Annotated in this window: 17 protein-coding genes; 9 read left to right on the top strand and 8 right to left on the bottom strand. The window is 68.5% G+C overall.

Going from position 1 to position 20,253, the window contains the following annotated elements; translation table 11 throughout:
• The first annotated feature begins 2 nt into the window (after positions 1-2).
• From ACVCL3_RS09110 to ACVCL3_RS09100, 3 genes are all read left to right on the top strand, one after another.
• Complete coding sequence (locus tag ACVCL3_RS09110; protein ID WP_395116007.1) at positions 3-464, top strand: MarR family winged helix-turn-helix transcriptional regulator; 462 nt, start codon at positions 3-5, stop codon at positions 462-464.
• 177 nt (positions 465-641) lie between these two features.
• On the top strand, positions 642-1,772 hold the full coding sequence (locus tag ACVCL3_RS09105; protein WP_447101062.1) for an efflux RND transporter periplasmic adaptor subunit: 1,131 nt from the start codon (positions 642-644) through the stop codon (positions 1,770-1,772).
• 7 nt (positions 1,773-1,779) lie between these two features.
• Entirely contained in the window at positions 1,780-4,878 is a 3,099-nt protein-coding gene (locus tag ACVCL3_RS09100; RefSeq protein WP_447101061.1) for an efflux RND transporter permease subunit, read from the top strand.
• A 39-nt stretch (positions 4,879-4,917) separates the two neighbouring features.
• Here the strand turns inward: ACVCL3_RS09100 and ACVCL3_RS09095 are convergent, their stop codons facing one another.
• The 3 genes from ACVCL3_RS09095 to ACVCL3_RS09085 all read right to left on the bottom strand — a co-directional run bounded on the left by ACVCL3_RS09095 (position 4,918) and on the right by ACVCL3_RS09085 (position 7,643).
• Positions 4,918-6,354, bottom strand: coding sequence for a M20/M25/M40 family metallo-hydrolase (locus tag ACVCL3_RS09095; RefSeq protein ID WP_447101060.1), 1,437 nt, complete (start codon positions 6,352-6,354; stop codon positions 4,918-4,920).
• 106 nt (positions 6,355-6,460) lie between these two features.
• Entirely contained in the window at positions 6,461-6,874 is a 414-nt protein-coding gene (gene mscL, locus ACVCL3_RS09090; RefSeq protein WP_395116015.1) for a large-conductance mechanosensitive channel protein MscL, read from the bottom strand.
• A gap of 82 nt (positions 6,875-6,956) precedes the next feature.
• Positions 6,957-7,643 carry a fumarylacetoacetate hydrolase family protein gene (locus ACVCL3_RS09085; protein ID WP_447101059.1) on the bottom strand — a complete coding sequence of 229 codons (687 nt, stop codon included), beginning with the start codon at positions 7,641-7,643 and terminating at the stop codon, positions 6,957-6,959.
• Between the two features lie 221 nt (positions 7,644-7,864).
• On the opposite strand from ACVCL3_RS09085, the gene ACVCL3_RS09080 reads away from it, so the two are divergent.
• The 4 genes from ACVCL3_RS09080 (at position 7,865) to ACVCL3_RS09065 (ending at position 12,499) form a co-directional block, all read left to right on the top strand.
• Positions 7,865-9,103, top strand: coding sequence for an efflux RND transporter periplasmic adaptor subunit (locus tag ACVCL3_RS09080; RefSeq protein ID WP_447101058.1), 1,239 nt, complete (start codon positions 7,865-7,867; stop codon positions 9,101-9,103).
• Positions 9,104-9,218: 115 nt separating this feature from the next.
• The gene (locus ACVCL3_RS09075; protein ID WP_447101057.1) at positions 9,219-9,905 is read left to right on the top strand and encodes an ABC transporter ATP-binding protein; all 687 of its coding nucleotides are present in this window, start codon (positions 9,219-9,221) and stop codon (positions 9,903-9,905) included.
• Between the two features lie 109 nt (positions 9,906-10,014).
• A complete protein-coding gene (locus ACVCL3_RS09070; RefSeq protein ID WP_447101056.1) occupies positions 10,015-11,178 on the top strand; it encodes an ABC transporter permease in 1,164 nt (387 codons plus the stop codon).
• 13 nt (positions 11,179-11,191) lie between these two features.
• Positions 11,192-12,499: an ABC transporter permease gene (locus tag ACVCL3_RS09065; RefSeq protein ID WP_447101055.1), complete on the top strand. Its 1,308-nt coding sequence runs from the start codon at positions 11,192-11,194 to the stop codon at positions 12,497-12,499.
• A 116-nt stretch (positions 12,500-12,615) separates the two neighbouring features.
• Here ACVCL3_RS09065 and ACVCL3_RS09060 read toward each other — a convergent pair whose 3' ends face one another.
• Positions 12,616-14,004 (bottom strand): short-chain fatty acid transporter, encoded by a 1,389-nt coding sequence (locus tag ACVCL3_RS09060; RefSeq protein ID WP_447101514.1) that lies wholly within the window; start codon positions 14,002-14,004, stop codon positions 12,616-12,618.
• A 434-nt stretch (positions 14,005-14,438) separates the two neighbouring features.
• Between ACVCL3_RS09060 and ACVCL3_RS09055 the strand changes: the two genes are divergently transcribed.
• Complete coding sequence (locus ACVCL3_RS09055; protein WP_447100164.1) at positions 14,439-15,419, top strand: IS110 family transposase; 981 nt, start codon at positions 14,439-14,441, stop codon at positions 15,417-15,419.
• An 18-nt stretch (positions 15,420-15,437) separates the two neighbouring features.
• Here the strand turns inward: ACVCL3_RS09055 and yedA are convergent, their stop codons facing one another.
• Positions 15,438-16,361, bottom strand: a complete 924-nt coding sequence (gene yedA / locus ACVCL3_RS09050) for a drug/metabolite exporter YedA (protein WP_395116027.1) — start codon at positions 16,359-16,361, stop codon at positions 15,438-15,440.
• A 63-nt stretch (positions 16,362-16,424) separates the two neighbouring features.
• Positions 16,425-16,703: a hypothetical protein gene (locus ACVCL3_RS09045; protein WP_447097404.1), complete on the bottom strand. Its 279-nt coding sequence runs from the start codon at positions 16,701-16,703 to the stop codon at positions 16,425-16,427.
• Positions 16,704-16,780: 77 nt separating this feature from the next.
• Here ACVCL3_RS09045 and ACVCL3_RS09040 point away from each other — a divergent pair, with 77 nt between their 5' ends.
• Positions 16,781-17,152, top strand: a complete 372-nt coding sequence (locus ACVCL3_RS09040) for a Rieske (2Fe-2S) protein (protein ID WP_395116031.1) — start codon at positions 16,781-16,783, stop codon at positions 17,150-17,152.
• A gap of 28 nt (positions 17,153-17,180) precedes the next feature.
• On the opposite strand, the gene ACVCL3_RS09035 is transcribed toward ACVCL3_RS09040, so the two are convergent.
• Positions 17,181-19,022, bottom strand: coding sequence for an SLC13 family permease (locus ACVCL3_RS09035; protein ID WP_447101054.1), 1,842 nt, complete (start codon positions 19,020-19,022; stop codon positions 17,181-17,183).
• A 392-nt stretch (positions 19,023-19,414) separates the two neighbouring features.
• Positions 19,415-20,119 carry a tRNA (guanosine(46)-N7)-methyltransferase TrmB gene (trmB, locus tag ACVCL3_RS09030; RefSeq protein ID WP_447101053.1) on the bottom strand — a complete coding sequence of 235 codons (705 nt, stop codon included), beginning with the start codon at positions 20,117-20,119 and terminating at the stop codon, positions 19,415-19,417.
• Positions 20,120-20,253 lie beyond the last annotated feature (134 nt).

Here is a 20,253-nt window from a genome sequence, read left to right as displayed (position 1 = left end):
TCATGGCGAAAACGGAAGACCTATCCTTCGGGTATCTGCTCAACGACGTGACCTTGCTGTTTCGCAAGCATTTCGATCGGCGCGCGGTGAGATTCGGGCTGACCCGCGTGCAGTGGCGCGCCACCAAGATGTTGTACCACCGCGAGGGCCTGCGCCAGACCGAACTGGCCGAATCGCTGGAGATGGAGCCGATCGCGGTGGGCCGGGTGATCGACCGGCTGCAGGCCGCGGGCTTCGTCGAGCGCCGCGCCGATCCGCGCGACCGCCGCGCCTGGCGACTCTACGTCACCGACCGCGCACGCGTCGTCATCGGCGACATGGAGCTGATCGCGCGCGACCTGCGCAAGGATGCCACCGCGGGCATCGAGTACGCCGAACTCGAACACGCGCTGGGCGTGCTCAACCGGATCAAGGAAAACCTGCAGGCGCTGGATGCGGGCGAGAACCCGGGCGCCTCCGACTGATCCGCGCGATGTCATGTGCCATCGGTCCTGCACGGGTTGCCGGCGCGCGGGCGCAGAATGGAGCGTCGCCGGTACCGGGTGGGCCCCTGGCCCCCACGGCCGGGCAAAAGCATTGAATGTCGTGGTCAAGCCGCGTGTCGCCCACGCGCCGGTTGACCCGGCGTGGCCGGAGCGAGCATGCCGCAGAACAAATCCGGGAAACTGCTGTTGACGGCAGCTGCGCTGCTGCTCGCCGGTTTCGGGGCGCAGCAGTTCTGGCGCGGGCGTGATGGCGCGGCGAGCGCGCAGGCAACCCCACCCGCCCAGGCCGTGCCGGTCAGGGTCGCCACGGCGCAGCGCGGCGACATCGATCTCTCGTTGAAGGTGATCGGCAGCGCGCAGGCGTGGTCCACGGTGACCGTGCAGTCGCGCGTCAGCGGCCAGTTGCAGGCGCTGTCGTTCAAGCCCGGCGGCCATGTCGCCAGGGGCGACACCATCATCCGCCTCGACCCCAGCCTGCTGCAGTCGCAGCTGGACGAGGCGAAGGGCAACCTGGCCCGCGACCAGGCGCAGTACGCCAACGCACAGGCCCTGCTGAAACGCTACGGTCCGCTGCTCAAGGACGGCTATGTGGCCAAATCGGCCTACGACGAGGCCAAGGCCAACGCCGGCCTGTATGCCGCCGCGATGAAGGCCGACCAGGCGGCGGTGGAACTGGCGCGCACGCAACTGGGCTATGCCACGATCCGCGCGCCGTTCGACGGCATCGCCGGTGCGCCGCTGGTGTATCCCGGCGCGCAGGTCAGCGCCAACAGCACCGATCTGGTGGTGCTCAACCAGGTGCAGCCGATCCACATCCGTTTCGCCGTGCCCGAAGCCGAACTGGCCGGGCTCAAGGCCGCGCATGCCCGTGGTGCGGTGCCGGTGATCGTGCGCTTGCCGGGCAAGGCCGCGTCGATGCAGGCCACGCTGGACTTCATCGACAACGCGGTGGACGCCAGCACCGGCACGATCCAGCTCAAGGCCCGCTATGCGAATGAGGACGATGAGCTCACGCCCGGCCAGTTCGTCGAGATCACCCTGCCCACCACGCGGCTGACCCACGTGGTGACGGTACCCGCGGTGGCGCTGCAGAACTCGCCGCGCGGCAGCTTCGTGTTCGTGGTTGATGCGGGCGGCGTGGTGCACCAGCGGATGGTCACGATCGGCAGTGGCGCGGCCGACCGCGTGGTGGTCAGCAAGGGTCTGGACGGCGGCGAGCGGGTGGTCACCGATGGCCAGTTGCTGCTGGTCGACGGCGCGCGCGTGCGCGTGCTGAGCGGCGGTTGAGCGGGCCATGAACCTGCCTGCGCTGTGCATCCGCCGGCCGGTGATGACCGTGCTGCTGATGGTTGCCCTGGTGGTGTTCGGCGTGGTGGCTTATCCGAAGCTGCCGGTGAACGAGTTGCCGAACGTGGATTTCCCCACCATCTCGGTCAGCGCCAAGCTGCCCGGCGCCTCGCCGGAGACGATGGCCACCGCGGTGGCCACTCCGCTGGAGAACGAGTTCTCCACCATCGCCGGCATCTCCACGATGACGTCGACCAGCGCCTTGGGCTCGACCTCGATCACTCTGACCTTCGGCCTGGACCGCAACATCGACGCCGCCGCGCAGGACGTGCAGGCGGCGATCTCGGCCGCGCAGCGGCAACTGCCCACGACCATGCCGACCCCGCCCACGTTCCGCAAGGTCAACCCGGCGGACAAGGCGATCCTGTATCTCACCCTGAGCTCGGACACCTTGCCGCTGTCGACGGTGAACGAGTACGGCGAGACCCAGCTGGCGCAGCGGCTGTCGATGGTCGACGGCGTGGCCCAGGTGAACGTGTTCGGCTCGCAGAAGTACGCGGTGCGCATCAGCGTGGACCCGAACAAGCTGGCCGCCAACGGCATCGGCATCGACACGCTGCAGCAGGCCATCGCCGACGCCAACGTCAACCTCGCCACCGGCTCGCTCAACGGCAGCCGGCAGTTGCTGCAGGTCAGTTCGGACGGCCAGCTGCAGCGCGCCGCGCCGTACAACGACATCGTGGTGGCCTATCGCAACGGCGCGCCGATCCGGTTGTCCGCGCTGGGCCACGCCAGCGACGGCGTGCAGAACGACCAGGTCGCCAGCTGGTTCGACGGCAAGCGCGCGATCGTGCTGGCGATCGACCGCCAGCCCGGCTCCAACACGGTGGCCACCGTGGACCGCATCCGCGAGGTGCTGCCGCAGTTCCAGGCCAGCCTGCCGCCGTCGGTCAAGCTCGGCGTGCTGTACGACCGCTCGGAATCGATCCGCCATTCGGTCGACGACGTGCAGTACACCCTGCTGCTGGCCGGCGTGCTGGTGATCCTGGTGATCTACCTGTTCCTCGGCAACGCCTCGGCCACGCTGATCCCGGCGCTGGCGCTGCCGGTCTCGGTGATCGGCACCTTCGGCGTGATGTATGCGCTGGGCTACAGCCTGGACAACCTCTCGCTGCTGGCGCTGACCCTGGTGGTCGGCTTCGTGGTGGACGACGCGATCGTGATGCTGGAGAACATCGTGCGCCACGTCGAGCAGGGCATGGAGCCGTACGAGGCGTCGCTGAAAGGTGCCGCGGAGATCGGCTTCACGATCTTCTCGATGACGATCTCGCTGGTGGCGGTGTTCCTGCCGGTGATGTTCATGGGCGGCATCGTGGGCCGGCTGTTCCACGAGTTCGCGGTGACCATCAGCACCGCGATCCTGATCTCCGGTTTCGTCTCGATCACCTTGACGCCGATGCTGTGCAGCCGCTTCATCAAGCATGGCGGGCACGCGGAGAAATCACGCGTGGTGCGCTGGTTCGACCAGGGCTTCAACCGCGTGCGCGACGGCTACAACCGCTCGCTGGCGTGGTCGGTGCAGCGCCCGCGCGTGGTGCTGGGGGTGTTCTTCGCCAGCCTGCTGGCCACCGCGGCGCTGTTCGTGCTGGTCGACAAGGATTTCATCCCGGCCGGCGACACCGGCCAGCTGATCGTCAACGTCGAAGGGCCCGACGACATCTCGATCACCGCGATGAAGGCGCGCCAGCAGGAACTGGCTGCGATCGTGGCGCAGGACCCGAACATCGACAGCTTCATGTCATCGGTGGGCAGCGGCGGCTCGCGCGCGACCACCAACAACGGCACCATGTTCCTGCGCCTGAAACCCGCCTCCGAGCGTGCGCTCGATCCGGCGCAGATCATCCAGGAGCTGCGGCAGAAGTTCGCCCGCATCCCCGGCATCCGCGCCTACATCCAGAACCCGCCGGCAATCCAGGTCGGCGGCCGGCAGTCCAAGGCGCAATACCAGTACACCTTGCAGTCGGTCGACCTGGATGCGCTGTACGCGGCGTCCGGCAAGGTGGAGCGCGCATTCGGCGCCTTGCCCGGTTTCCAGGACGTCACCAGCGACCTGGACCTCAACGGCCCGGCGATCGCGGTGCAGGTCGATCGCGCCCGGCTGGCGCCGCTGGGCCTCACCATGCGCCAGGTGCAGAAGGCGCTGGGCGCGGCGTTCGGCGCCAACCAGGTCTCCACCATCTACGGCTCGGCCACGCAGTACTGGGTGATCCTGCAGGTCGCCTACGCGCTGCAGGATGATCCGGCGGTGTTGTCGCAGCTGTACGTCACCTCCGGCAGCGGCGCGCTGGTGCCGCTCAGTTCGGTGGCCAGCTTCCAGCGCACGGCGCGCCCGCTCACGGTCAACCACCAGGGCCAGCTGCCCGCGGTGACGATCTCCTTCAACCTGGCGCCCGGGGTCAGCCTGAGCCAGGCGGTGAGCCGCATCGACGGCGCGATGGCGCAGCTGCACCTGCCGGCGACGATCACCGGCAGCGTGCAGGGCACGGCGCAGGCGTTCCAGGATTCGATGCAGGGCATGGGCCTGCTGCTGGTGCTGGCGGTGTTCGTGATCTACCTGGTGCTGGGCATTTTGTACGAGAGCTTCATCCACCCGCTGACGATCCTCTCCGGCCTGCCGGCCGCCGGCGTCGGCGCGCTGCTGACGCTGATGCTCTTCCGCGCGCCGCTGGACCTGTTCTCCTTCGTCGGCATCGTGATGCTGATCGGCATCGTCAAGAAGAACGCGATCATGCTGATCGACTTCGCGCTGGAACGGCAGCGCGTGGAAGGCATGGCGCCGATGCAGGCGATCGTCGAGGCCTGCCACGTGCGTTTCCGGCCGATCATGATGACCACCATGGCCGCGTTCGCCGGCACCTTGCCGATCGCGCTGGGCATCGGCGCCGGCGCCTCGGCGCGGCGGCCGCTGGGCCTGGCCGTGGTCGGCGGCCTGCTGGTGTCGCAGGTGCTCACGCTGTACCTGACGCCGGTGATCTACCTGTACATGGACCGCCTGCAGCAGCGCTTCGGGCGCAAGCACAAGGCGCCGCAGCTGGCGGCCGACTGAGGAGCCGTTCCCCCGCCGTTGCGGCGGGGGAGCGGGGCATCATTCGCCGGTGCCGTCCCCGGCGAACGCGCCGGGCGCCGAACCGAAATCGCCGTCGGCCTGGGCGGCCATGTAGACCCATGCCGCGTAGACCGCCACGTTCTGCGCCAGGTCGGCCGGGTCGATCTTGTCCAGCGTGTCGTTGGCGGTGTGGTGCCAGTCGAAGTAGTGCGTGCCGTCCTGGGTCAGGGACAGCGCGGCCATGCCGCGCGCGTGCATCTGCGACAGGTCCGAGCCGCCGCCGCCGGGGCGCGTGGCGTCATAGGCCACGCCCAGCGGCGCCAGCACGCCGGCGATCTGTCCGATCGCGCCGCGCGCCTCGGGCTTCACGCTGGCGCTCATGCGCCAGATGCGGCCGGCGCCGAAATCCGAATCGGTGCCGAGCTGGAACTTCGCCACCTCGTTCGCGTGCTTCTGCGCGTAGGCGCGCGAGCCCCACAGGCCCATCTCCTCGTTGGCGAAGGCGATCACGCGGATGGTGCGGTCCGGGCGCTGCGGCAGGTCGCGGATCAGCTTGGCCGCGGCCATGGTGATGGCGATGCCGGCGCCGTCGTCGATCGCGCCGGTGCCCGGATCCCACGAATCGAGGTGGCCGCCGATGGCCACCACCTGGTCCGGATGCTTGCGGCCGGTGATCTCGCCGATCACGTTGGCGCCGGTGTACTCGCCGACGATGCCGCAGTCGAGATCCATCCGCACCGTCACCGGCTTGCCGTAGGCGAGCACGCGGTCGAGCTGGTCGGCGTCCGGGTTGGACAGCGCGGCGGCGGGAATCGTGCGGGCTTTCGGATCGCGGAAGCCGGTGACGCCGGTGTGCGCGATGCGCTGGTGCGCATCCGTGCCCGCCGAGCGCAGCAGGTAGCCGGCGGCGCCCTTGGCCGCGGCGATCACCGCGCCGGCGGTGCGCACGGCCGAGCCCATGCCGTAGTCGTGGCCATCCTTCTGGCGATGCATGCGGTAGTCGACGTAGACGATGCGGTCCTTCACGCTGGCCGGGTCGGCGGCCTTGAGCGCATCGAGGCTGGTGAACTTCACCACCTGCGCGGTGAGTCCGCCCGCGGGCGTGGCCGGCGAGTAGCCCAGCGCGGTGAGCACCAGCGGCTGCGGGAACGGTGCCACGATGGCGCCGCTCTCGCTGCGCCGCTGCCACAGCGGGAACGTGACCGGCTCGCTGTAGACCTTGTCGAAACCCAGCTCGCGGAACTTCGCCAGCGCCCATTCGCGCGCACGCAGGTCGGCTCCGCTGCCGGCCAGGCGCGGCCCCACCTCGGTGGTGAGCGAGGTCACCACGGCCATGGCGGTGCCGTCGTGCAGCGCCTGGTCGCGCAACTGTTCGGCCGTCTTTACGGCCGTGGCGGGAATCGTGGTGGCGGCGCTGGCGATGCCGCCGGCCAGCAGCAGGCCGGCAGCGAGCAAAGTGAGGGGGAGACGGCGCATCGGGGCACTCCGCGGAGGAAACCCCGATTATGGCGTGGCGGCCGGGTCGTGCTTAGGCCAGAAGTCATGGGCGGCGGCAGCGACCAGGGCCGCTACCGCCGGCGGGTCACGGCTGTCTGTTCTTCAGCAGGTCGCGAATCTCGGTGAGCAGGGCGACGTCGGCCGGCGGCGCGGCGGGCGCCTCCTCCTGCTTCCTCTGCATGCGGTTCATCGCCTTGATCACCATGAAGATCGCGAACGCGATGATGATGAAGGTGATGATGGTGTTGATGAAGCTGCCGTAGCTGATCGCCACCTCGGCAATCTTGTGTGCCGGATCGCTGTCGTCGGCCGGCTTGATCACCCACTTCAGTTTGGAGAAGTCGATGCCGCCGGTGATCCAGCCGATCGGCGGCATGATCACGTCGCTGACCAGCGAGCTGACGATCTTGCCGAACGCACCGCCGATGACGATACCGACGGCCATGTCCATCACGTTGCCGCGCATCGCGAACGCCTTGAATTCCTGCAGCATGCTCATGCGTTTCTCCCCGGGTTTTGCCAGATGGCAGGGGGGACTTTAGCGCAGCGTGAGGGCGCAGGACAGGCAGCGAAACGCGGTTTCAGACGATCTGTCCGGCCAGTTCGGCCACGCCGACCAGCTCGGCGTGAAAGCGGTCGCCGCGCTGGAGCGCCGCCACCCCGGCGGGCGTGCCGGTGAATACCAGGTCGCCGGGTTTCAGTTCGAACAACCGCGACAGCGCGGCGAGGATGTGCGGCACGTCGTGGATCATCTCGCCCAGGCGCGCCTGCTGGCGCAGCGCGTCGTTGACGTGCAGGCGCAGCACGGTGTCCGCGTCCACGTACGCCCGCGCCGCCGGGCACAGCGCGGAGACCGGCGCGGAATGGTCGAAGCCCTTGGCCACGTCCCACGGATGGCCCTTCGCCTTGGCCTGCGCCTGCAGGTCGCGGCGGGTCAGGTCCAGGCCCACGCCGTAGCCCCACACCAGCGCGGCCGCGGCCGCCGGTTCAAGCCCGCGCCCGCCTGCGCCCAGCGCCACCACCATCTCCACCTCGTGGTGCAGGTCGGCGGTCATGGTGGGGTAGGGTACGTCGCCGCCATCGGCCACCACCGCGTCGGCCGGCTTGCAGAAAAACATCGGCGCGGCCTTGTCCACCGTGGCGCCCATCTCGCGCGCATGCTCGGCGTAATTGCGGCCGATGCAGAACACCCGGCGGATGGGAAAACGCTGCGCGCTGCCGAGGATCGGCAGGCTGGGCGGGGAAGGCGGGGCGATGACGTAATCCATGGGAAATCCCGAAGCGGCCGCAAGCGTGGCGGCGCCGATGATCGCACGGGCGGCACCGGCCGGCGACGGCTCGCCGCTGGTATACGATCCTTCTCAGCTGTCGCGGCCGTGGCTGCCTCGCGGGGCCGGATGACAGCTGTCATGGGCGCCAGTTGATGGTTTGATCTGTTTCGCGGGCCCGCCGGCCCGGATCATCGAATGCATCTGAGCGGGGACGACGAGTGGACAACGCCGAACTGTTGAAGGAACTGCGCATCGCGCGGCACCAGCGCGACGACCACGCCGGCGCCGGCGCGCGCTGGCCGTGGATCATCGTGGCGCTGGTCGTCGCGCTGCTCCTGGTCGGCACTGCCGGCTGGTTCTGGCTTGGCCATCGCGCGCTGCCGGTGCAGGTGGCGCAGGCGGTGCCGGTCAGCGCGGACAGCGAGGCAGGCGCGGTGCTGCAGGCCACCGGCTATGTCACCGCGCGGCGCCAGGCCACCGTCTCCGCGCAGATCACCGGCACGCTGACCGCGGTGCTGATCGAGGAGGGCGACCACGTCGCCAAGGGCCAGGTGCTGGCGCGACTGGACGACAGCGCGTGGAAGGCGGCGCTGCAGGCGGCGCATGCGCAGGCCGCGGCCGCCCACGCGCTGGTGGCGCAGTACAAGGTGCAGCTGGCGCAGAACGAGCGCGACGCCGGACGCGAGCAGAGCCTGGCGGCGCAAGGGCTGGTGCCGAAGCAGGTGGCCGAGAAAGCGCGCACCCAGGTCGACACCACGCGCGCCGAGCTCGCCGCGCAGCAGAAGCAGGCCGCGGCGGCCGATGCGCAGGCAGCGCAGGCGCAGGTCAATTTCGACTATACCGTGGTGCGCGCGCCGTTCGGCGGCGTGGTCACCACCAAGGATGCGCAGGTCGGCGAGATCATCTCCCCGTTGTCCGCCGGCGGCGGCTTCACCCGCACCGGCGTGGGCACGATCGTGGACATGGATTCGCTGGAAGTGGACGTCGACGTCAACGAGGCGTACATCGGCCGCGTGAAGCCTGGCATGCCCGCCGAGGCGGTGCTCGATGCCTATCCCGACTGGAAGATCCCCGCCCATGTCGTCGCCATCGTGCCCACCGCCGATCGCGGCAAGGCCACCATCAAGGTGCGCGTGGCGCTGGAGCAGAAGGACGCGCGGATCGTGCCGGACATGGGCGTGCGGGTGTCGTTCCTGGAACAGAAGCCGGCGACCGCGAGCAAGGCGCCGCAAGGCGTGCTGGTGCCGGCCACCGCGATCGTGCAGCGCGACGGCCACCGCGTGGTATTCGTGCTCGACGGCGAGCGCGTGCGCCAGCGCAAGGTAGCGCCCGCCGCGCAGACCTACGGCGACCTGCGCCTGCTGCCCGCCGCGGTGAGCGCGGGCGAAAGCGTGGTGGTGTCGCCGCCGCCGGCATTGAAGGATGGTTCGGACGTCCAAACGCAGAAGAGCCCGTAGGAGCGCACCCTGTGCGCGATGCTTCTGCGGGAATCGGGAATTGGGAATCGCACGAGCAGGAGCATCGCGCACAGGCTGCGCTCCTGCACCTATTCGACATCGACTGGAGAACGCCATGGGCACGCTGATCGAGATCCGGGACCTCGCCAAGACCTACGAGCGCGGCAAGCAGAAAGTCGAAGTGCTGCACCACGTCAACCTGGACATTGCCGAAGGCGATTTCCTGGCGCTGATGGGGCCGTCCGGTTCTGGCAAGACCACCTTGCTCAACCTGATCGGCGGGCTCGACGCGCCGAGCGCCGGCAGCATCAGCGTGGGCGGACAGCGCATCGATCAGCTTGGCGCCGGTGCGCTGGCCAGGTGGCGCGCCTCCAACGTCGGCTTTATTTTCCAGTTCTACAACCTGATGCCGATGCTGTCGGCGCAGCGCAACGTGGAGCTGCCGCTGCTGCTGACCAAGTTGTCCGCGGCGCAGCGCAGGAAGAACGCCTCCATCGCGCTGCAGCTGGTGGGCCTGGCCGAGCGCGCCAGCCACAAGCCCGGCGAACTCTCCGGCGGCCAGCAGCAACGCGTGGCGATCGCCCGCGCGATCGTCTCCGACCCGACCCTGTTGGTGTGCGACGAACCGACCGGCGACCTGGACCGCCAGTCCGCCGAGGACGTGCTGGGCCTGCTGCAGCAGCTCAACCGCGACCACGGCAAGACCATCGTGATGGTCACCCACGATCCGAAGGCGGCCGAGTACGCCACGCACACGATGCACCTGGACAAGGGCACCCTGGTCGAGCAGGCGACGGCTTGAACCACCTCCAGGTCAAACCGGCCCCTTCGCGGGCCCGAACCCCTCATCCGTCCCTTCGGGCCACCTTCTCCCCGGCGGGGAGAAGAGGTTTTGCAGAGGAGCGCTTCTCATGAAATACCTCCACCTGATCTGGGCCGCGCTGTTCCGGCGCAAGACCCGCACCCTGCTTACCCTGGTCTCGATCATTGCCGCCTTCCTGCTGTTCGGCCTGCTCAATTCGGTGCGCCAGGCGTTCTCCGCCGGCGACAGCGTGGACGGCGCCGGGCGGCTGATCGTCAACTCGCGCATGTCGATGCAGCAGGCATTGCCCGAAAGCCTGGGCGCGCGCATCGCCACCGTGCCCGGAGTGAGCGCGGTGGCCTCGGCGAACTGGTTCGGCGGCGTCTACCAGGACCCGCGCAACCAGGTCATCAGCTTCGCGGTGAGCCCGAACTACGTCGACCTGTACCCCGAAATCGTGCTGCCGGCGGACCAGCGTGCCGCGTGGGATCGTACCCGCACCGGGGCCATCGTCGGCGCCGCGCTGGCCAAGAAGTACGGCTGGAAGATCGGCGACAAGATTCCGCTGCAATCGACGATCTTTCCGTCGAAGGCTTCCGGCAACAACACCTGGACGTTCGACGTCACCGGCATCTTCCACGCCAAGAGCGAGCAGGATGCGGGCCGCGAACAGCTCTTGCTGTTCCACTGGAAGTACTTCGACGAGAACAATGCCTTCGGTGCCGGCACCGTGCATTGGTACGTGGTCAAGGTGGCCGACCCGGCGCACGCGGATGCGGTGGCCACCACGATCGACGCGATCTCGGCCAACTCCGATCACGAAACCAAGGCGCAGACCGAGCAGGCGTTCCAGGCCTCGTTCATCAAGCAGCTGGTGAATATCGGGCTGATCGTGGTGTCGATCATGGGCGCGGTGTTCTTCACCCTGCTGCTGCTGACCGGCAACACCATGATGCAGGCGGTGCGCGAGCGCACCTCGGAGCTGGCGGTGCTGAAGACGATCGGCTTCTCCAGCCGCAGCGTGCAGGCGATGGTGCTGGCCGAGAGCGTGCTGTTGCTGTTGCTGGGCGGGCTGATCGGGCTGGCCGTGGTGTCGCTGATCGTGCCGGGCATCGGCGCGGCCAGTGGCGGCATGATCCCGGTGCATGGCGTCAGCGCGTCGACCTGGGTGATCGGCATCGCGCTGATGCTGGCGATCGGTGTGATCGTCGGCTGGATCCCCGCCTGGCGTGCGATGCGCCTCAACATCGTCGACGCGCTCAGCGGGCGCTGACAGGAGTTTTGCCATGAAGAAATTTCTGTTCAATCTGGTTCTGGTGCTGCTGGTGATCGTCGCGGTGCTGGCGTGGATCCGCCTGCCGTGGATCGGGGTCGCCGCGCTCGCGCTGCTGTTCGCGCTGTGGCTGGCGCTGTCGCGCAGCGGACGGCAGGCCGCGTCGGTGACCGCGGTGGGCGTCAGCACGATCCGCCAGCGGGCGGGTTCCTCCTCGGTGATCGTGATCGGCATCGCCGGCGTGGTGGCGGTGCTGGTGGCCCTGCTGGCGATGGGCGAGGGATTGACCGCCACGCTGGCCAGCGGCGGGCGCAGCGATACCGCCATCGTGTTGCGCGGCGGCGCCGCGGCAGAATCAGCCTCGGTGCTGCTGCGTGACGACGTGCTGGCGGTCGAGCAGGCGCCCGGCGTCGCCCGCGATGCTGCCGGCAAGCCGGTGCTGTCGGCCGAGCTGGTGGTCGCCGCCAGCCTCAAGCAGAAGGGCTCGAACGAGGATGCCAACGCGCAACTGCGCGGCGTCGACGCGGAAGCCTGGGCACTGCGCCCCGACCTGAAGATCGTGCAGGGGCGCAAGTTCAAGCCCGGCCTGCGCGAGCTGGTCGTCGGCCAGGGCGCGGCGCGGCAGTTTGCCGGCGTGGCGTTGGGCGACGAGGTAAAGCTGGGTACCGAGTCGTGGAAGGTGGTCGGCGTATTTGCCTCCGGCGACGCCTACGACTCGGAATTGTGGGCCGACCGCCAGAGCGTGGCTTCGGCCTACCGCCGCGGCAATAGTGCCGAATCGGTGCTGGTCAAGCTCACCAGCGCGGCCGCGTTCGACGGCTTCAAGGCCGCGCTGATGTCCGATCCCAAGTTGAAGGTCGAGACGAGTACCACGGCCGACTATTTCGCGCGGCAGTCCGCCGGCCTGGCCAAGACCATCCGCGTCGTCGGCCTGACCGTGGGGGTGATCATGGCGATCGGCGCGATCTTCGGCGCGCTCAACTGCATGTTCGCCGCCGTCGCCGCGCGCGCCCGCGAGATCGCCACCCTGCGCGCAATCGGTTTCCGCGGCGTGCCGGTGGTGGTGTCGGTGATGCTGGAAACGATGCTGATGGCGCTCGCCGGCGGCGTGCTCGGCGCATTGATCGTGTGGCTGGTGTTCAACGGCTACACCACCTCCACCCTCAACGGCCTCACCCAGGTGGTGTTCGACTTCAAGGTCTCGCCGGCGCTGATGTGGAGCGGGCTGAAATGGGCGCTGGCGATCGGCTTCATCGGCGGCCTGTTCCCCGCCGTGCGCGCCGCGCGATTGCCGGTGACCACGGCGTTGCGCGAACTTTAGGAGCCAGAAGTGAGTGGAGAGGAGTGAGGAGTGAGAAGTGAGAGAGAGCATGAGCGCGCACGATCGGCCCGGTGCGCTTTCTCTCACTTCTCACTCCTCTTCCCTCACTCCTCGCTCTACGGCATGACCGGCGGCACGTAGTCCAGCGTCATCCCGAGCAGCCACAGCATGCCCAGCACCAGCGGCACGTGCACCACCAGTTGCACGAAGGTGTAGCCGACCACGTCGCGCGCTTTCAGCCCCAGCACGCCGAGCAGCGGCAGCATCCAGAACGGGTTGATCAGGTTGGGCAGCGCCTCGGCCGCGTTGTATACCTGCACCGCCCAGCCCAGGTGCACGTGCAGGTCGTTCGCCGCCTGCATCACGTACGGCGCCTCGACCAGCCACTTGCCGCCACCGGAGGGCACGAAGAAGCCGAGGATCGCCGAGTACGCGCCCATCACCGCGGGGAAGCTTTCCTGCCCGGCAATGTGCACGAACAGGTTCGACAACCGGTGCGCCAGGGTGGAGCCGTCGGCGCCGGGCACGTGGGTGAGCAGGGCGGCGATGCCGCCGTACAGCGGAAACTGGATCAGCACGCCGGCGGTGCTCGGCACGGCGCGATGCACCGCGTCGAGGAAGCTGCGCGGGCGCCAGTGCAGCAGGAGCCCTGCGGTCAGGAACAGGAAGTTGTAGGTATTGAGGTTGGCGATCGCGGTCACCGCCGGCTTGGTCGCGAACTCGTGGCCCAGCCAGCCCAACCCCAGCAGGCCGATCGCCAGCGCCAGCAGCGGGCTGTATTCCAGCCACTCGCCCGGGCGCGTGCGTGGCGGCAACGCGGGCGTGGAGCTTTCGCCGGTGTCGAAATCCTTCGAGGTACGGGCGTTCGCATCCGATGGCGCGGTGAACCAGCACACCAGCAGCGACACCACGATCAGCACCGCGGTCAGCACGATCGACTGCCACAGGAAGATGGTCTGGCTGAAGGGCAGCACGCCGGTGATCGCCAGCAGGCCCGGCGGCATGCTGGCCGGGTTCGCCTGCAACTGCGCCGCCGACGAGGACAACCCCATCGCCCAGATCGCGCCCAGGCCGAGATACGCCGCCGCACCCGCCGCGCGGTAATCCATGTGCAGCTCGTCGCGCCGAGCCAGCGCGCGCACCAGCAGCCCGCCGAACACCAGCGAGAAACCCCAGGAAAGCAGCGACGCGAGCATGCTCACAAACGCGACGTACACGATCGCGCCGCGTCCGGTGCGCGGCGCGCGCGCCAGCACGTCGATGAAGCGCGCCACCACCGGCGCAGTGGCCAGCACGTAGCCGCCGATCACCACGAAGGCCATCTGCATGGTGAACGGGATCAGGCTCCAGAAGCCGTCGCCGAAGGCGTTGACCGTGGCCAGGGGCGTGGCGCCGAATGCGAACGCGGCCAGCGCCACCAGCACCACGCCCAGCGCCGCGAACACCCAGGCATCGGGGAACCAGCGCTCCGCCCACGCCGCGCTGCGCAGGGCAGCGCGCGCCATCCAGCCGTCTTGCGATGCGTTCATGCCGTTCTCCGCCGTGGTCGCGTCATCGTCGCGCCGCGGCAGCCGTGCCGGCAAGCCGACCATGGTCGAGCGCACCATCAGGGGTAGGAGCCCGCTCGCGGGCGATGCTCTTGGGGCAGGGATTCGGGATTCGCCAGAGCAGGAGCATCGCCCGCGAGCGGGCTCCTTATGTGTCGATTCTCCTCGGAGGTTGGGGGAGAATCGCCGACTGATCATCGGTGGGAACGGGGAGACGCCGTCGGGCTCCTCTGGCTTCGCGCCTGCGCCGTAGATTCGCGCCCCCGTTCCGTTTTATCTGCCGCAAGCTGCAACGGTATCTTAGGCCCGCCCCTGGCGTGAGCCTGCACGTGTAAGGATCGGCTTGGCGGATCTTCGATGGTCGGACACCTGAACCGAACGAGGATTGGCTGATGACAGAATCCATGGTTGGCATCGACGTGGCCAAGGCAACCTTTGACGTGGCCGCGCCGCTGGAACCGAAGGGCAAGTACCGCACCAAAGCGAAGTTGCCGAACACGCCCGCCGGCTTCACCTTGCTGAGCGACTGGCTGGATCGCCACGTGCCGGGAGCGGCGGTGTGCATGGAAGCGACGGGCGTGTATCACGAAGCATTGGCCACTTTCCTGGTCGAGCGCGGCGTGACCGTTTACGTGGCCAACCCGGCCCAGGTCGCCGCCTATGCCAAGAGCGAGTTGTCGAGGACCAAGACCGATCATGCCGATGCCAAGCTGATCGCCCGCTTTGCGATGGCGCAGTTGCAGGTGGGCACCACCTTGCGGCCGTGGGTGCCGCCCACGCCCGCCCAGCGCAAACTGCGCGCCCTGATCCACCGGCTGAACGATCTGGAGGGCATGCGCCAGATGGAACGCAACCGACTGGACGTCAGCGATCAGGCGGTGCGCGGCTCCATCGCCGACGTGATGGAGACATTGGACGCCCAGATCGCAGAGCTGAAGAAGGAAATCGACAACCACATCGACTCGGATCCGGACTTACGCCGCGATGCCGGCCTGCTGACCTCCATTCCGGGGATTGGCGAGCTGACGGCGGCCTTCATGTTGGGCTGTGCGGGCGACCTGCGCCGGTTCGACGACCCGCGCAAGCTCGATGCCTTCGCCGGCATGAATCCCGCCATCCGCGAGTCGGGCAAGTGGATCGGTCAAAGCCGCCTGTCCAAGCTCGGTCACGCCTTGTTGCGCGCCAAGCTCTACATGCCGGCGATGACGGCGATCCGCCACAACGTCGCCGTGCGCGCCTTGTTCGATCGACTGGTCGCTCGCGGCAAGCCACGCAAACTGGCGCTGGGTGCCGCCATGCGCAAGCTGCTCCACCTCGCTTGGGGGGTTATCCGCTCAGGTAAGAATTTCGACCCCAGCATCGCGCTTGCCTGACGGACGGCAAGACGGTATCTACGGTTTCGCCACGCGCCGTGTCCTGGCGAGCGTGATCACCGCCACGCCGGCCAGGATGATCGCCATGCCGGCCAGGTCGAACGGCCCCACGTGTTCGCCGGCCAGCAGCACGCCGAACAGCACGGCCACCGGCGGGTTGACGTAGGCGTAGCTGGTGGCCAGCGCCGGGCGTGCGTGCTTGAGCACGTACAGGTAGGCGCTGAACGCGATGATCGAACCGAACACCGCCAGGTAGACCAGTGCCAGCGTGGCGCGGGTGCTCGGGTGTGCGGGCAGGTGCTCGCCACTGGCGAAGCCCACGACGAGCAGGGCGAGGCTAGCGCACAGCATCTGCGCGGCGGTGTTCATCGGGCCGGGCGGCATCGTCTGGCGTCGGCTCCATACCGAGCCGAACGCCCATGCCGCCGCGGCCAGCAGCAGGGCGGCCGCGCCCAGCGACGAGCCGGCCAGGCTGCTGCCCAGGTTGAGCACGATCACGCCGGCGAAGCCGATCGCCAGGCCGATCGACTCGCGCCGGTGCGGCCACTCGCCGTACATGCCGGAAAACAGCGCCGCGAACAGCGGCATGCTGGCCACCGCCACCGCGGCGATGCCCGAGCTCACCCGTTCTTCGGCGAAGCACACCAGTCCGTTGCCCATGCCGAGCAGCAGCAGGCCGGTGATTGCCGCGTTGCGCCACTGCAGCGGTGTCGGCGGCGCCATCCCGCGCCAGCGCAGGAAGCCGTACAGCGCGATGCCGGCGCCGAGAAAGCGCACGCCGGCGAGCAGGAACGGCGGGTAGCTTTCCAGCGCGAAACGGATGCCCAGATAGGTCGAACCCCAGATCACGTACAGCGCGAACAACCCCAGCGGGATCAGGACGCGGGGATCGGTCAGGCGGCGCGGCGCGTCGGCCGCGAGGGAGGCGGGGATCTCGGACATGGGGAAGGATCGGGTGGGGGAGCCGCATTATCCCCGTGCCGCGGGTAAGCGCGCACGTGCGCCTCAATGCGTGACGGGACGCCCCTGGCGGATCACCCGGAACTCGCCTTCCAGCACCGCCGGCTGGGGTTTCGCCGGGCCCTGGGTCGGCACGCCGGCGGGTGCCTGCGCCTGCTTCCACTGGCGAATCGCCAGCACGATCACGCCGCCGATCAGCAGCACGCCGGCCACCACCAGGCCGAACACCAGCAGCACGCCGATCACGGCCAGACCCAGCAGCAGCGACAGGAAGCGCGCCAGCGGATGGCGTGGGCGACGCATGGAATGCAGGTAGAGGCGCATGTGTTAAAAACTCGTGTGGTAAAATCAACGACTTACGCTACCACGATGGGGCCTCGCGAACCGCGAGGCAAGTGCCGATGGATACAGTGAACGAGACCGGATCGTCGCAGGCGCATGCCGTATGCGCACTGGAGCAGGTACCCGATGGCGGCGCCACCGCGGTGGACGCGATGCTGGCCGATGGCGAGGAGAGCCTGATCCTGCTGCGCCGGGGCGAGCAGGTCAACGGCTATCTCAACATCTGCCCGCATGCCGGCAACCGGCTCGACTACGCGCCGGGCAAGTTCCTGCTGAAGAACGCCAGCCTGATCTGCGCGGTGCACGGCGCCGTCTTCAACCAGGCCGACGGCCTGTGCACCGGCGGTCCCTGCCGCGGCCAGTCACTGCGCGCCGTGCCGCTGCGGGTGGTCGACGGCTTCATCTGCCTCGATCCCGCCGCGCTGCCCTGAAGTTCGCCGACTCCCGAATCCCGGCTGCTCAGCGGAACATCAGGTTCACCATCAGCAGCGTCGCCACCAGCATCAGAACCGTCAGCGGCGCGCCGACGCGCAGGAAATCCTTGCCCTTGTAGCCACCGGGGCCGGTGACCATCATCAGCGCGGGGTGGCCGGCGCTGATCAGGAAGGTGTTGGAGGAGGACACCGCCACGATCAGCGCATAGGCCGCCGGATTGGCGCCGGTGGCCACCGCCACGCTGATCGCCACCGGCACCATCATCACGGTGGCGCCCACGTTGGACATCACCTGGGCAAAGAGCAGGGTGAGCAACGCCACGCACAGTTGCAGCACCCACGGCGCGACGCCGCCAAGATGCGTCAACACCAGCTGCGCAAGCCAGGCGGCGGTGCCGGTGGCGTCCATCGACCAGCCCAGCGGGATCAGGCAGGCGACCACGAAGATCGTCTTCCAGTTGATCGCCTTGTACGCCTCGTCCATGTTCAGCACGCCGGTCAGCAGCATCGCGATCGCACCGGCCATCATCGACAGCGACAGGTCGAGCGGAGTGAACAGCGCCAACCCCTGCGCCATCAGGAAGAAACCCACCGCCTGCCAGATCTTGCCGGGGCGCTGCTCCTCCTTGGGGATGTCGGTGACCACGACCAGGTCCTTGTCCTCGGCGGCCAGCGCCAGGTCGCGCCAGTTGCTGTGCAGCACCACCGTGTCGCCGGCGCGCAGGCTGACCCCGCGCACGTCGTCGCGGAACACCTGGTCGCCGCGGGTAATCGCCAGCACCGAGATGCCGAAGCGCTTGCGCAGGCGCAGGTCGGCCACGGTCTGCTTGATGAAGCGCGACACCGGCGGAATCACCACTTCGGAAATGCCCGCGCGGGTGGGGTTGAACAATTCGCCCAACTGACGCATGCGGGTGGACAGCCGGCACAGCTGGTTGTTGGCGAACCGGTTCAACTGCTCGCGCGGGCCGAGCACACCGAGTACCGAGCCGACCCAGATCACGTGATCGGCCGGCGGCGCCATGCGTGACTCGTTGCCGCTCTTGATCGCCAGGATCAATGGCGCCTGGTGCAGCGCTTCGGCCTCGCCGATGCTCATGCCCACCAGCGGGCTTTCCGCGGTGACGGTGAGCTCGGCGGTCTCGCCGCCGATGCCGTAGGTCTCGGCGAAGTAGCTTTCGGTGCGCCCGGGGGTCACCTTCAGGCGTTCGTCCTCGTGCCCGGGCAACAGCTTGTGTCCGAAGAAATAGAAATAGGCCACGCCCACCGCGGCCAGCACCACGCCTATCGGCGTGACACTGAACAGGCCGAACTTGGGGATCGTGTGCGCGCCCGGCGGCAGGTTGAGGTTGGCGCTGGCGATCAGGTCGTTGAGGATGATCAGCGGCGAGTTCGCGATCAGCGTGGTGTTGGTGGCGGTGAAGATGCAGAACGCCATCGGCAGCAGCAGCCGCGAGATGGGTACGCCGGTGCGCGCGGCGAGTCGGCTGCTGATCGGGATCATCAGGGCCGCCAGCGCCTGGCTGGGGATCACCGCGCTGAACAGGCTGGCCACCACGTTGATGACCAGGCTCAGGCGCGATTCCACGCCGTTGGCCATGCGCATCATGACGCGCGCGGTATAGGTGAGCACGCCGGCGCGATCCAGGCCTTCGCCCATGATCATGATGGCGATGATCGAGATCACCGCGTTGCCGGCGAAGCCGTCGAACACCTTGTCCGCGGGAATCAGCCCGATCAGGCCGATGGCCACCACCACCAGCAGCGCCACCATGTCGGCGCGGATCCAGTCCAGCACCAGCATCAGCATGGTGAAGCCCGCCAGGCCCAGCACCAGGATCATTTCCGGGGTGAGCGACAGCCCCATCAGCGCAGGTCTCGCGGGGGCGACGCGCGCAAGTGGTCAGGCGATGGCAGTGGAAGCTTCACGCTGCGACGATTCGTCCCTGGATGGATCGCTTGAGTATAAGCGGGCCCGCGCGCGAGCTGGTGAATCGGAGGGCAAGAGCGGCACAGGGAAGATGCGGCGCGGCGGCATGGACGTACCGATTCTGGCTCCTCCCCCTGCTGGCAGAGGGAGGCTGGGAGTACCGACGCCGGGTGCCGCCTTGGGTACTTCCTGCGCCGCCGCCACTTGGCCGGCCACGAGTTCCGCTGACAATAAATATCCGCTGGCCGGCCACAGCGCGGATCTCGTCTGCATCCCGGCGCGCCTGTTGCACTTCCTCCCTCGCGAAGCAGGGGAGGGTTGGGGTGGGGTCAAGCCTTTTGGTACAGCAGATCCCGCACCCCGTGCCCCAGCTTCAAGCCACGCCGTTCGAAGTGTGTCTCGATGCGCCACTCGGGTTTGTCGGCGTATGCGCCGGGGGCGATGGCGTTGCGCCAGCCGGGCGCGGCTTCCATCACCTCCAGCATGTGCTCGGCATAGGGCTGCCAGTCGGTGGCCAGGTGCAGCAGGCCATCGGAGGCCATGCGCGAGGCGAGCAGGGCGACGAATCCGGGTTGGATCAGGCGGCGCTTGTGATGGCGCTTCTTGTGCCAGGGGTCGGGAAACCAGATGCGCGCCTCGGCCAGCGTCGCGGGGGCGATTTCGTGCTCCAGCACCTCGACCGCGTCGTGCCTGTAGATGCGCACGTTGTCGGCGTCGCGCGCGGCCAGTGCGTTCATCAGGCGGCCGACGCCGGGCCCGTGCACTTCCACGCCGAGATAGTCGCGCGCCGGGTCGTGCTCGCTGGCCCAGGCCAGCGCCTCGCCGTTGCCGAAGCCGATTTCCAGCACGCGTGGCGCATGGCGGCCGAAGCTGGCGTCCAGGTCCCGCGGGGTGCCGGCGTAGTCCAGGCCATAGCGCGACCACAAGGTGTCGAAGGCGCGCTGCTGCGCCGGGGTCATGCGCCCCTCGCGCAGCACGAAGCTGCGGATGCGGCGCAGGTGCGCCGGCAGGTTGTCGGTGTCGCCAGCGGTCATGCGAGGGTCCAGGGGCCAGCAGGTGGCCGGCGCCACGAGGTCGCCGGCAGGAGCGGGCGAAGGCGCGCGCCCGCCGCGGGCGGCAGACTTTAGCAGGTCGGCGCGGGCGGGCTTTCCATCGCCCGTCGTGGCCG

Source organism: Rhodanobacter sp. UC4437_H4, from assembly GCF_052978425.1.
Note: the sequence above shows the minus strand (reverse complement) of the source record. Positions and strands in the feature narration are given on the sequence as shown.